Consider the following 13341-nt stretch of genomic DNA (forward strand, 5'->3'; position numbering starts at 1 on the left):
GCGCCGTCGCCGACAGATGGTGCGCCCGGCCACTTCCTTATTCGTACCCGTTCCAGGAGCACCTCATGAACTCCACGACTTCGACCGAAACTTCCGTTCTGCAGAACCCGCGTGTGGACCCGACGCGAGTCATCCGCGCGCCGCGCGGCACCGAATTGACGTGCAAGAGCTGGCTGACCGAAGCCGCCTACCGCATGATCCAGAACAACCTCGACCCCGAAGTGGCCGAGAATCCGCAGAGCCTGGTGGTGTACGGCGGCATTGGCCGCGCGGCGCGCGACTGGGCATGCTTTGACCAGATCCTGGCGTCGCTGCGCGACCTGGAAGATGACGAGTCGCTGCTGATCCAGTCGGGCAAGCCGGTGGGCGTGTTCAAGACGCACCCCAACGCGCCACGCGTGCTGATCGCCAATTCGAACCTGGTGCCCAAGTGGGCGAACTGGGAACACTTCAATGAACTGGACCGCAAGGGTCTGTTCATGTACGGCCAGATGACGGCCGGCAGCTGGATCTACATCGGCAGCCAGGGCATCGTCCAGGGCACGTTCGAAACCTTTGTGGAAGCGGGCCGCCAGCACTTCAACAACGACCTGGCCGGCCGCTGGATCCTGACGGCGGGCCTGGGCGGCATGGGCGGTGCGCAGCCACTGGCCGCCACGCTGGCCGGCGCGGTATCGCTGAACATCGAATGCCAGCAGAGCAGCATCGACTTCCGCCTGCGCACCCGCTATGTCGACAAGCAGGCCAAGGACATCGACGATGCGATCGCTTTGATCAAGCAGCACACCGCCGCGAAAGAAGCCGTGTCCATCGCCTTGCTCGGCAACGCCGCCGAAGTGCTGCCCGAACTGGTCAAGCGCGCCAAGGCTGGCCAGATCGTGCCCGACATCGTGACGGACCAGACGTCTGCCCATGACCTGATCAACGGCTATCTGCCGGCAGGCTGGTCGGTGGCCGAATGGAAGGCCGCGCAGCAAGACCCGTCGCAGCATCTGCGCCTGACCAAGGCGGCCGCGCAATCGTGCGCCGCGCACGTGCAGGCCATGCTGGACTTCCAGGCGCTGGGTGTGCCGACCGTTGACTATGGCAACAATATCCGCCAGGTCGCGTTCGACGAAGGCGTGACCAATGCCTTTGATTTCCCGGGCTTCGTGCCGGCCTACATTCGCCCCATGTTCTGCGAAGGCAAGGGCCCGTTTCGCTGGGTGGCGCTGTCGGGCGATCCGGAAGACATCTACAAGACCGATGCCAAGATCAAGGAACTGTTCCCCGACAACAAGCACACGCATCGCTGGCTGGACATGGCGCGTGAACGCATTGCCTTCCAGGGCCTGCCCGCGCGCATTTGCTGGCTGGGCCTGGGCGAACGGCACCTTGCCGGCCTGGCCTTCAATGAGATGGTCAAGAACGGCGAATTGAAGGCGCCGATCGTGATCGGCCGCGACCACCTGGACACCGGGTCAGTCGCCAGCCCGAACCGCGAAACCGAATCCATGAAGGACGGCACCGATGCCGTGTCGGACTGGCCGCTGCTCAACGCCCTGCTCAACACCGCGGGCGGCGCAACGTGGGTCAGCCTGCACCATGGCGGCGGCGTGGGCATGGGCTACTCGCAGCACTCGGGCATGGTGATCGTGGCCGACGGGTCCGATGAAGCCGCCGAGCGCCTGGCGCGGGTGCTGGTCAACGACAGCGGTTCGGGCGTGATGCGCCATGCCGATGCCGGCTACCAGGATGCCATCGACACGGCCAAGAAGCAGAAGCTGAACCTGCCGATGATCAAGTGAATGGCGGCGACGGAGAATTGCGCGGCGGCGACCGCCTGGACCTGCGCGGCGGCGACCATGCACACAGTGCAACAGGCGATCGCGTCATGACCGTACAGCGTTTTGCCATCGAACACCTGCTGTCGATGCCGTGGAAGAACGGCGGCGGCGCCACGCGCGAGATCGTATGCCAGCCGCCGGGCGCGGGCATGGACGCGTTCGACTGGCGCGTCAGTATCGCGACCATTGACCGGCCCGGCCCGTTCTCGGCCTTTCCGGGCGTTGCCCGCACCATCATGTTGCTGGAAGGCTGCGGCGTGCGGCTGCGGTCGGCGCAGGCCGGGATCGACCACAAGCTGGACACGCCGTTGTCGCCTTTCGATTTCGATGGCAGCACGGCGCTGGACTGCGATCTGCTGGGCGGTACGTCCACCGACTTCAATGTGATGGTGCGCGCGGACCGGCTGGCCGCGCAATGCCGTGTGCTGCGTGCGGCGCATGCGATGCCGCCCGCGCCGCATGGCCTGCTGCTGGCGGTTGCCGGTGAATGGACGGCAGACAGCGACGACGCGTCGCGCCCCCTGAAAGCGGGGGAGGGCGTATGGTGGGCCGATACGCCGTTTGGCGCGCGCCTGACGCCGAGTGGCGATGACGCCGCATTGATCGCGGTGCGCATTGAACCGCGACAGGCACTGCAGCGGTAGAACAGCAAGAGGACGTGAGCATGACCAAGGATGCAACCATCACCCCGTCCGCCGACGGCGTCTGGACTGATCTGCGCGTAGCGGACGGCACGGACACATCAGACGCTGTCATCGTCGTCCAGCACGGCATGATCGCGTGGATGGGTCCGCACGCCGACCTGCCCGGCGACTACGCAAACCTGCCCCGCCACAACGGCCAGGGCGCGCTGGTCACGCCGGGCCTGGTCGATTGCCACACGCACCTGGTCTACGGCGGCCAGCGTGCCAATGAATTTGCGATGCGGCTGGCCGGCGCCAGCTACGAAGACATCGCCAAGGCGGGCGGCGGCATCGTGTCGTCGGTGAAGGCAACCCGCGAAGCGTCGGAAGACGAGCTCTTTGCCAGCGCGTCGCAGCGCCTGCAATCGCTGCTGGCCGAAGGCGTCTGCGCTATCGAAGTCAAATCGGGCTACGGCCTGTCGCTGGAACACGAACGCAAGCAACTGCGCGTGGCGCGCCGGCTGGCGGACGCGCACCATGTGACGGTGCGCACCACCTTTCTGGGCGCGCACGCCTTGCCCCCGGAATACGCCGGCCGCAGCGGCGACTATGTCGATGCGGTCTGCAACGACATGCTGCCCGCCCTGGCCGCCGAAGGGCTGGTCGATGCGGTCGACGTGTTCTGCGAACGTATCGCCTTTTCGCTGGAAGAGACCGAGCAGGTCTTCAAGGCCGCGCAGGCCCTGGGCCTGCCGGTCAAACTGCATGCCGAACAACTGTCGGACATGGGCGGCACCGCGCTGGCTGCAAAATATGGCGCGCTGTCGTGTGACCACATCGAGCATCTGTCGCAGGCCGGCATCGACGCGATGAAGGCCTCGGGCACCGTTGCCGTCTTGCTGCCCGGCGCCTACTACACCTTGCGTGACACGCATCTGCCGCCCATCGCCGCCTTGCGTGAAGCCGGTGTGCCGATGGCCGTGGCGACCGATCACAACCCCGGCACGTCGCCTGCGTTGAGCCTGCTGCTGATGGTCAACATGGCCTGCACGCTGTTCCGGCTGACGGTGCCCGAAGCGCTGGCCGGCGTGACCCGCCACGCCGCGCAAGCGCTGGGTCTGCAGGACACGCATGGCGAACTGCGCGTCGGCGCCCCCGCCAACTTCGTGCTGTGGAACCTGCGCGACCCGGCTGAACTGGCCTACTGGTTCGGGCAACGTCCGGTGCGGACCGTGGTGCGCCAGGGGCGGATCGCGGTGCCCGGCCCGGCGTCAACCCCTGGCGCGACCTCCTCATCGAGCACCCTATGACCGTCATCGTCCCCCACCGCCAGCTGTTTGCCGCTGATGCCTTGTTGCCCTCGGGCTGGGCAAAAAACGTCGTGCTGACCTGGAACGAACAGGGCGTGTTGACGCATGTCGATGCGGACACGCTGGCGCCCGCCAATGTCGCGCGCGCAGCAGGCCCCGTCATCCCCGGCATGCCGAATCTTCACTCGCACGCGTTCCAGCGCGCGTTCGCGGGCCTGACCGAACATCGCGGCCAGGCGCAGGACAGTTTCTGGAGCTGGCGCACCTTGATGTACCGCTTTGCCTCGCGCCTGGGGCCGGAACAGATGGAAGCCATCGCGACCTGGCTGTATGCCGAGATGCTGGAAGCGGGCTACACATCCGTCTGCGAATTCCAGTACGTGCACCACGATGCCGACGGCAAGCCCTATGCCGACGATGCCGAACTGAGCGTGGCCCTGTTGCGTGCCGCAAAAAATACCGGCATCGGTTTGACGTTGCTGCCGGTGCTGTACCAGACCAGCGGCTTTGGGGCCAAGCCGCCGGCCGAAGGCCAGCGCCGCTTCATCCGGTCCACGGAATCCATGCTCGCGCTGCTGGAAGGACTGAAGCCGCGCTGCGATGACCAGGGCGCGCAGCTGGGCCTTGCGCCGCATTCGCTGCGCGCCGTGCCGCCCGACAGCCTGCGCGACGCCGTCGCCGGCCTGAACCGCATCGACCCGACGTCGCCGCTACACATTCACATTGCCGAACAGACGCAGGAAGTGGACGACTGCGTGGCCTGGAGCGGCCAGCGCCCGGTGGCCTGGCTGCTGGACCACATGCCTGTCGATGCCCGCTGGTGTCTGGTGCATGCCACGCACATGGACCCTGACGAATACGATCGTGGCGCGCGCAGCGGCGCGGTGGCTGGCCTGTGCCCGACCACCGAAGCCAATCTGGGCGATGGCATGTTTGATTTCCCAAGGTGGCGCGACCACGGCGGCATCTGGGGCGTGGGGTCCGACAGCCATGCCTGCGTCAACGCTGCCGAAGAATTGATGCTGCTGGAATACGGCCAGCGGCTGTCCACCCGTCAACGCAATGTGGGCGCCGAAGCGGCCCACCGCCATGTCGCCACTGCCCTGACCCTGGGTGCGGTGCAGGGCGGCGCGCAGGCATCGGGCCGCGCCATTGCCGGGCTGGCGATGGGGCAGCAGGCGGACTTTGTCGTCCTCGACAGTACGCACCTTGCGCTGCAGGGCCTCGCGCCAGAGGATATGCTGTCGGCCCATGTGTTTGCCAGCCATCGCACCTCGGCCATTGCCGACGTCTGGCGGGCCGGCCAGGCGCGCGTGACCGCCGGCCGGCATGCCTTGCACGACAGGGCGGCGCAGGCGTTTGTTGCCGCGCGCGCCCAGCTTCTTCAGGACCAATGATCATGACGTTCACCACCACTGAACCCGCTTTCCGTTTCCGCCAGGGCACCCGCCCGCTCCTGCTGTCGATGCCGCACGTCGGCACCTTTGTGCCGCCGGACCTGGCCGCGCGCCTGACCGAAGAATCCCGTCAGGTGCCCGATACCGACTGGCATCTGGAACGGCTGTATGACTTTGCCGACGCCATTGGCGCCTCGGTGCTGGCCGCGACCCATTCGCGCTATGTGATCGACCTGAACCGTCCGCCCGATGGCGCCAGCCTGTACCCGGGCCAGAGCGTGACGGGCCTGTGCCCGGTCGACAACTTCGACGATCGCGGCATCTACCTTGACCCCACCGATACGCCCGACGATGCCGAAGTGGCCGCGCGCCGCGACGCCATCTGGTATCCGTATCACGCCAAGCTGGCCGACGAACTGGCCCGTCTGAAGGCCGAGCACGGCACGGTGGCCTTGTGGGATTGCCATTCGATCCGGTCGGTGTTGCCGCGCTTTTTTGAAGGCAAGCTGCCCGACCTGAACCTGGGCACTGGCAAGGGATCGAGCTGCGATGCCGAACTGGCCGAGTCGGTGTATGGCATCGCGCAGCAGGCCCCGGGGCTGACGGCGATCCTGAATGGCCGCTTTACCGGCGGCTACATCACGCGCCAATACGGCCAGCCCGCGGACGGCGTGCAGGCCATCCAGCTGGAAATGACGCAATCGAGCTATATGCAGGAAGCCTTGCCGTTTGACTACCTGCCGGACGTCGCCAGCAAGGTGCAGCCCACGCTGCGCCGCATGCTGGAAACAGTGCTGGCGTACGTCGAAAAGCGTTAAGCCGCTTCTTCCAGATAGAGCCCCCGCGTTTCCAGCTTGGCCTTGTGTTTGGCCAAGGCCGCGGCGGACGCAACCTGTTCGGGCTGCGTGTACTGCCCGCCCCGCACCCGCACCGCGCCGATCGACAGCGTGGTAAAGCCAAAGAAGCGCATCATGCCGTCGCGGTCTTCGGCTTCGATGCCGCCGCGCTTCAGCGCCTCGGCATCGAATAACGAACGTGCCTTGGCATTGAAATCGTCGATGATGTCGGCGCAGCGCGTGGCCCAGTCCTGGCTCTGGAACACCACCACGAAGTCATCCCCACCCACGTGGCCGACAAAGTCGCGGCGCGCGTCGCAGTGCGCCACGAATACGCTGGCCACGAGCCGGATCATTTCATCGCCCTGCCAGTAGCCGTAGTAATCGTTGAAGGGCTTGAAGTGATTCAGGTCGCCATAGCAGGCGACAAAGTCGTTGCCACTCGCAAGCAATCGCGCAATGTGCTGGCTGATCGGAATGTTCCCGGGCAGGAAGGTCAGCGGGTTGGCGTGGCGCGCCGCTTCAATGCGGATTTCGGTCACGGCGCGCACCAGTTGTTCGCCGGTGCTCACGCCCAGGTACTTCCCGCCTTCGGTGATGATGAAACCTTCGGTCAGGTAGCGTTGGTCTTCGGACGTCAGCACCTGCGTCAGCGTTTCGATGCCCGTGTATCGGTCCAGCGTGAGCGGCGACATGTGCGCGAACAGCGTGCACGGCTTGCGGCCGTACAGTTCCTTGAAATAGGGCTTGGCGTACTGATCGAAGAACCGCTCGCGATTGAGCATGCCGACCGGTGCGCCGTCTTCCACGATCGCGATCGAATGCAGGGACTCGTCCGCCTGGAACATGACCGCCACCGTCTGGTGCGACGTGTCGGGCGACACCGCCGGCGCGCGCATCAGCATGCGTTCGACCCGAAAGTCCGAATGCACCGCGCGGCCCACTTCGGGCAGCACCGCGATCTCGGTGCTGTCCAGTTCGCGGCGGGCGTCGGCGTCGATCGCGCGCACCACCAGCGGCGCCGGCCGTCCAAAGAAATAGCCCTGGCCGTAGGCCACGCCCAGGTCGCGGATCACGCGCAGTTCGACGTCGGTCTCGATGCCTTCGACGATCACCGAAGTACCCAGGCTGGCCGCCAGGCGCAGCAGGGCATCCAGCATCTGCACCTTTTCGCCATGGTCGCCAATGTCGCGCGCAAAGAACTTGTCGATCTTGACGATATTGGGTTTGACCTCGGTCCACAGCCGCAGGCTGGAACAGCCATCGCCAAAATCATCCAGCGCGATCTGCACCCCGCAAGCCCGCAGGCGCGCCACCGCGGCCAGCAGGGCGGGCATGTCGGCCACCCGATCATGCTCGGTCAGCTCGAACACCAGCGATTCGGGCGACACCCGGATGCCGCGCAGCACCCGCAGCAGGTCGGTCACGTCATGGCGGGTCAGCGCTTCCACCAGCGCCGCGCCGCTGATGTTCACGAACAGCTTGCCCTTCATGGCCTGCCGCGACCAGGCCAGGATGCCGGCCCGCACACAGGCGATTTCCAGTTCGATCAGCAGGCCTTCGGTGCGCGCCGCCGCGAACATGGCGTCGGGCATCTGCAGCGGCGTGCCGGCCGGCCCGCGCATCAGGCATTCATGGGCGGTGACGGCGCCGTCGGCCAGCCGCACGATGGGCTGGAACACCGGATGCAGGGCGCCTTCGGCCAGCACGCGGGCCAGCGTCCAGGGAATATCCGCCGCCGACTGCCAGTTCCCGGCAGGGGTCGCTCGAAGAGCAGTCATGGGTGCACGGCGGCGGGACGCAGGAGTGGAAGGTGCGGCAGTATCCGCCCGCAATGTGAACGGCGCGTGACGGGCGGGCGGTGTGGCGCCCGCGGCACAGTCAGCGCGTCAGATCCAGCCCAGCGTGGCGCTCAACGCCGACACCAGGGCGATCCCGGCGGTTTCGGTCCGCAGCACGCGGTCGCCGAAACGCACGGGCTGCACGCCGTGGCGGGCGGCCAGGGCCATTTCTTCGGGTGACCATCCTCCTTCCGGACCAATCAGGAGTTCTACGCCATTTGCCAGGTCGCCGGGGCGCTGGGTCGCGAGTATCGTGAGGCGGTCCTTGGCGTCGGGGTCGCAGATCAGGCGCAGCGGGGCGGATGAAAGATCGCCGGAACCCGACAGAAAGTACTGCTCGGCCGTCAGCGGCGCGAAGACCTGCGGCACCCGGTTGCGGCCGGATTGCTCGCAGGCCGCCACCGTGATGCGGCGCCAGTGCACCAGGCGTTTGTCGAGCCGGTCGCCCGACAGGCGCAGCACCGACCGGGTCGCCGCGATGGGCTGGATGGCATGGGCGCCGACTTCAACCGCCTTTTCGATCACCCAGTCCATCTTGTCGCCGGAAGCGATGCCCTGGACCAGGGTAATGCGGCCGGGCAGTTCGGCTTCGCGCGGGTCGTGGTCACCCAGCGCCGCCCAGCCGCCCTTGCCTTCGGCTTCCAGCCGCGCCGGGACCTGTCCACCCTGTCCATTGAACAGGATGACGTCTTCGCCGTCGCGCAGCCGCAGCACCCGGAAAGCGTGGTGCGCGATGTCGGCGGGAAGCGGGACGCGGGTGTTCGGGGCAAGAGGAAGATCAACGAAAAAACGTGGGAGAGACATGCTGGGCGGGGGTCGATGTAACAGATCAGTAACGGTCCGCAAGGCGCGATCGGTGCGAAGCTGACACGAATGTTAAACTCTAAAGCTTTGTAGCTGCGGGGTTTCCCGCCGGATAGAGCGCCTTTATGAGCAAGCAAGCTGCCCCTCATTCATCGATGGCCAACGCGATTCGCGCGCTGGCGATGGATGCCGTTCAACAGGCCAATTCGGGCCACCCCGGCGCGCCCATGGGCATGGCCGAGATCGCCCAGGCGCTGTGGAACCGGCACCTGCGCCACAACCCCGCCAATCCGGCGTGGGCCGATCGCGACCGCTTCGTGCTGTCGAACGGGCATGGCTCGATGCTCATTTACGCCTTGCTGCACCTGACCGGCTACGACCTGCCGATGTCCGAGCTGCGCAACTTCCGGCAAATGCATTCCCGCACGCCTGGCCATCCCGAAGTGGGTATTACCCCCGGGGTAGAAACCACCACCGGTCCGCTGGGCCAGGGCGTCTCGAACGCCGTCGGCATGGCGCTGGCCGAAGCGCTGCTGGCCACCGAATTCAACCGCCCGGGCCTGCCCATCGTCGACCACTTCACCTATGCATTCGTGGGTGACGGCTGCCTGATGGAAGGCGTGTCGCACGAAGTCGCCTCGCTGGCGGGCACGCTCAAGCTGTCCAAGCTGGTCGTGCTGTACGACGCGAACGGCATTTCGATCGACGGTCACATCGAACCCTGGTTCGGCGACGACACCGCCAAACGTTTCGAAGCCTATGGCTGGAACGTGATCCGCGACGTCGACGGCCACGATGTGGACGCGGTCGACGCCGCTATCGGCAGCGCCAAGGCGCAGGCCACGGCAGCGGGCGGCAAGCCCACCCTGATCGTCTGCAAGACGGTGATCGGCAAGGGCGCGCCCACGATGGCCGGCACGCACAACGTGCACGGCGCGCCGCTGGGCGACAAGGAAATCTCGGCCACGCGCGCCGCCATCGACTGGCAGCATGCGCCGTTCGAGATCCCGGCCGACGTGTACGCCGCCTGGGACGCGAAGGAAGCCGGCCAGTCCGCCGAGTCGACCTGGAACAAGTGCTTTGCCGAGTACCGCACGCAGTTCCCCGACCTGGCCGCCGAGTTCGAACGCCGCATGAAGGGTGACCTGCCTGCCGATTTTTCGGACACGCTGGCGCGCATCGTGGCGCAGACGGCCGACAAGCAGGAAACGCTGGCCAGCCGCAAGGCGTCCCAGCAGATGATCGCGGCGCTGGTCGACGTGCTGCCTGAAATGCTGGGCGGATCGGCCGACCTGACCGGATCGAACTTCACGGACTGGAAGGGCGTGGCCGCGGTACGGCCTGGCGAGCAGGGCATCCAGTTCGGCCGCCACATCAACTACGGCGTGCGCGAATTCGGCATGAGCGCCATCATGAACGGGATCGCGCTGCACGGCGGCTACCTGCCGTTCGGCGGCACCTTCCTGACCTTTGCCGACTATTCGCGCAATGCGCTGCGGATGGCGGCGTTGATGAAACAACGCGTGGTGTTCGTGTTCACGCACGATTCGATCGGCCTGGGCGAAGACGGCCCGACCCATCAATCCGTGGAACACGCCGCCAGCCTGCGCCTGATCCCGAACCTGTCGGTATGGCGTCCGTGCGACACGACCGAAACGGCGGTGGCCTGGGGCGCGGCGGTCGAACGTCCCTCCAGCATCGGCATGCAGGTGCGTGCCGGCGGCCCGACGGCGCTGCTGCTGTCGCGCCAGAACCTGCCTTTCGTTGAACGTGACCAGGACACCATCGCGGCCGTGGCGCGCGGCGGCTATGTGCTGCGTGACGCGCTGGGCGCGGCCGCGGTGATCATTGCCACGGGTTCCGAAGTGGGCCTGGCGCTCGCCGCGCAAGAAGCGCTGGCGGCCGAAGGCGTGCTGGTGCGCGTCGTGTCGATGCCGAGCACCGATGTGTTCGACCGGCAGGACGCCGACTGGCGCGAGAAGGTCTTGCCCAAGGGTCTGCCGCGCGTTGCAGTCGAAGCCGGCGTGACCGATTTCTGGCGCAAGTACGTGGGCCTGGAAGGCGACGTGGTCGGCATCGACACCTTTGGCGAGTCCGCCCCGGCAGGTGTCCTGTTCAAGCATTTCGGCTTCACCGCGGAACATGTCGCGGCTGCGGTCAAGAAAGTGATTGGTTGAGAGTTGACGACTAGTACCCGAATATTCATATCACCACCTCGAGGAAACACACCATGACCATCCGTGTCGCGATCAATGGCTACGGCCGCATCGGCCGCAACGTCCTTCGTGCCCATTACGAAGGCGGCAAGAAGCATGACATCGAAATCGTTGCGATCAACGACCTGGGCGATCCCAAGACCAACGCCCACCTGACGCAGTACGACACGGCCCATGGCAAGTTCCCGGGTACGGTCACCGTCGACGGCGACTACATGGTCGTGAACGGCGACAAGATCCGCGTTCTGGCCAACCGCAACCCGGCCGAACTGCCGTGGGGCGAGCTGAACGTCGACGTCGTCATGGAGTGCACGGGCTTCTTCACCACGAAGGAAAAGGCCAGCGCGCACATCAAGGGCGGCGCCAAGAAGGTCATCATCTCGGCCCCGGGCGGCAAGGATGTGGACGCAACGATCGTCTACGGCGTGAACCACAACGTCCTGAAGTCGACCGACACCGTCATCTCGAACGCATCGTGCACGACCAACTGCCTGGCTCCGCTGGTGCAGCCGCTGCACGCCAAGCTGGGCCTCGTGTCGGGCCTGATGACCACGATCCACTCGTACACCAACGACCAGGTCCTGACCGACGTCTATCACGAAGACCTGCGCCGCGCCCGTTCGGCCACGCACAGCATGATCCCGACCAAGACCGGCGCCGCTGCCGCCGTGGGCCTGGTGATGCCGGAACTGAATGGCAAGCTGGATGGCTTTGCGATCCGCGTCCCGACCATCAACGTGTCGCTGGTCGACCTGTCGTTCGTTGCCTCGCGCGACACGACCGTTGAAGAAGTCAACGCCATCATGAAGGAAGCCGCCGAAGGCGAACTGAAGGGCATCCTGGACTACAACACCGCACCCCTGGTGTCGGTCGACTTCAACCACAACCCGGCCTCGAGCAGCTTTGATGCGACGCTGACCAAGGTCATCGGCAATCTGGTCAAGGTGTCGTCGTGGTACGACAACGAGTGGGGCTTCAGCAACCGCATGCTGGACACCACCATCGCCCTGACGTCGGCGAAGTAATCATGAGCAAGGTCCTCACGCTGTCGGGTCTGGCGTCGGAAGGCAAGCTGAAGGGCAAGCGCGTATTCATCCGCGCCGACCTGAACGTGCCTCTTGGCGACCAGGGCCAGATCACGGAAGACACGCGCATCCGCGCGTCGGTGCCCGGCATCCGCCTGGCGCTGGACGCGGGCGCCGCCGTCATGGTGACGTCCCACCTCGGTCGTCCGACCGAAGGCACGCTGACCCCGGCCGATTCGCTGGGTGTCGTGGGCCAGCGCCTGTCCGAACTGCTGGGCAAGCCGGTCCGCCTGGCGACCGACTGGGTCGACGGCGTGGACGTGGCCCCGGGCGAAGTGGTTCTGCTCGAGAACTGCCGCGTCAACAAGGGTGAAAAGAAGAACGACGAAGCGCTGTCCAAAAAGCTGGCTGCGCTGTGCGACGTGTACGTGAACGATGCCTTCGGCACCGCGCACCGTGCCGAAGCCACCACCCACGGCATCGCAAAGTACGCGGCCGTAGCGTGCGCCGGTCCGCTGCTCGAAGCCGAACTGGACGCGCTGGGCCGCGCCCTGCTGGCGCCCAAGCGTCCGCTGGTCGCCATCGTGGCCGGTTCCAAGGTCTCGTCCAAGCTGACGATCCTGCGCGCGCTGGCCGACAAGGTCGACGCGCTGATCGTGGGCGGCGGCATCGCCAACACGTTCATGCTGGCCAAGGGCCTGCCGATCGGCAAGTCGCTGGCCGAGCCGGACCTGGTGGAAGAAGCCCGCGCGATCATCGATCTGATGCAATCGCGTGGCGCTGCCGTGCCGATCCCGACCGACGTCGTCTGCGCCAAGAAGTTTGCCGCCGACGCGCCTGCCGAGACCAAGGCGGCGGCCGACGTGGCCGACGACGACATGATCCTGGACATCGGCCCGCAAACGGCCGCCTTCCTGGCGGATTCGCTCAAGGCCGCCGGGACCATCGTCTGGAACGGCCCGGTGGGCGTGTTCGAGTTCGACGCGTTCGAAAACGGCACCAAAACGCTGGCCCAGGCCATCGCCGCGTCGCCGGCATTTTCGATCGCCGGTGGCGGCGACACGCTGGCCGCGATTGCCAAGTACGGCATTGCGGACCAGGTGGGATATATCTCGACCGGGGGTGGCGCTTTCCTGGAATTCCTGGAAGGCAAGACGCTCCCGGCCGTGGCGATCCTGCAGGAACGCGCCGCCTGAGCGGTGGCTTCCGACCGATGATCCGTATGCGCCAGACATCGTCTGGACTGCGGCGTTTGACGTAGTACCCGGGGCTTCGAGGCGGCGTAAAGTGGTAGGCCGCCTCGGAGCCCTTCTTTTGTAAATCGCTACCGAACGCAAAAACCCTGGCTCCGGCGCGGGTTGTCGCGTATTTAGTTCGGGCGAGTGGTTCACCCGCCGGTCGAATACCGCTGACAGAATGCTTTGCGGTCAGGCCCAAGCGCCTGGCCGGATCACCGATTTCGT

The 13341-nt window shown here is 66.0% G+C and carries 10 protein-coding genes; 8 read left to right on the plus strand and 2 right to left on the minus strand.

Annotation, left to right across the window (positions count from 1 at the left end):
* The first annotated feature begins 65 nt into the window (after window positions 1-65).
* From hutU to hutG, 5 genes are all read left to right on the plus strand, one after another.
* Window positions 66-1787: a urocanate hydratase gene (gene hutU, locus HD883_RS21470; RefSeq protein ID WP_179589032.1), complete on the plus strand. Its 1722-nt coding sequence runs from the start codon at window positions 66-68 to the stop codon at window positions 1785-1787.
* An 86-nt stretch (window positions 1788-1873) separates the two neighbouring features.
* Entirely contained in the window at window positions 1874-2470 is a 597-nt protein-coding gene (locus HD883_RS21475; protein ID WP_179589033.1) for a HutD/Ves family protein, read from the plus strand.
* A 20-nt stretch (window positions 2471-2490) separates the two neighbouring features.
* Complete coding sequence (gene hutI, locus HD883_RS21480) at window positions 2491-3759, plus strand: imidazolonepropionase (RefSeq protein WP_179589034.1); 1269 nt, start codon at window positions 2491-2493, stop codon at window positions 3757-3759.
* Window positions 3756-5156 carry a formimidoylglutamate deiminase gene (locus HD883_RS21485; RefSeq protein WP_179589035.1) on the plus strand — a complete coding sequence of 467 codons (1401 nt, stop codon included), beginning with the start codon at window positions 3756-3758 and terminating at the stop codon, window positions 5154-5156. Before hutI ends, HD883_RS21485 begins: the two co-directional genes overlap by 4 nt.
* A gap of 2 nt (window positions 5157-5158) precedes the next feature.
* Window positions 5159-5974, plus strand: a complete 816-nt coding sequence (gene hutG, locus HD883_RS21490; protein ID WP_179589036.1) for an N-formylglutamate deformylase — start codon at window positions 5159-5161, stop codon at window positions 5972-5974.
* On the opposite strand, the gene HD883_RS21495 is transcribed toward hutG, so the two are convergent.
* Together HD883_RS21495 and HD883_RS21500 are read right to left on the minus strand one after the other, a co-directional pair.
* A complete protein-coding gene (locus HD883_RS21495) occupies window positions 5971-7773 on the minus strand; it encodes an EAL domain-containing protein (protein ID WP_179589037.1) in 1803 nt (600 codons plus the stop codon). The two genes, hutG and HD883_RS21495, sit on opposite strands and share 4 nt — an antisense overlap.
* 108 nt (window positions 7774-7881) lie before the next feature.
* Window positions 7882-8637 (minus strand): 16S rRNA (uracil(1498)-N(3))-methyltransferase, encoded by a 756-nt coding sequence (locus HD883_RS21500; RefSeq protein WP_179589038.1) that lies wholly within the window; start codon window positions 8635-8637, stop codon window positions 7882-7884.
* Between the two features lie 125 nt (window positions 8638-8762).
* Between HD883_RS21500 and tkt the strand changes: the two genes are divergently transcribed.
* Genes tkt through HD883_RS21515 form a run of 3 tightly spaced genes read left to right on the plus strand, consistent with a single transcriptional unit; the run spans window position 8763 to window position 13074 of the window.
* Window positions 8763-10814 (plus strand): transketolase, encoded by a 2052-nt coding sequence (gene tkt, locus HD883_RS21505; protein ID WP_257022581.1) that lies wholly within the window; start codon window positions 8763-8765, stop codon window positions 10812-10814.
* A 53-nt stretch (window positions 10815-10867) separates the two neighbouring features.
* Complete coding sequence (gene gap, locus HD883_RS21510; RefSeq protein ID WP_179589039.1) at window positions 10868-11878, plus strand: type I glyceraldehyde-3-phosphate dehydrogenase; 1011 nt, start codon at window positions 10868-10870, stop codon at window positions 11876-11878.
* Window positions 11879-11880: 2 nt separating this feature from the next.
* Window positions 11881-13074 (plus strand): phosphoglycerate kinase, encoded by a 1194-nt coding sequence (locus HD883_RS21515; RefSeq protein WP_179589040.1) that lies wholly within the window; start codon window positions 11881-11883, stop codon window positions 13072-13074.
* Window positions 13075-13341 lie beyond the last annotated feature (267 nt).

Source organism: Pigmentiphaga litoralis (assembly GCF_013408655.1).
GTDB lineage: Bacteria > Pseudomonadota > Gammaproteobacteria > Burkholderiales > Burkholderiaceae_B > Pigmentiphaga > Pigmentiphaga litoralis_A.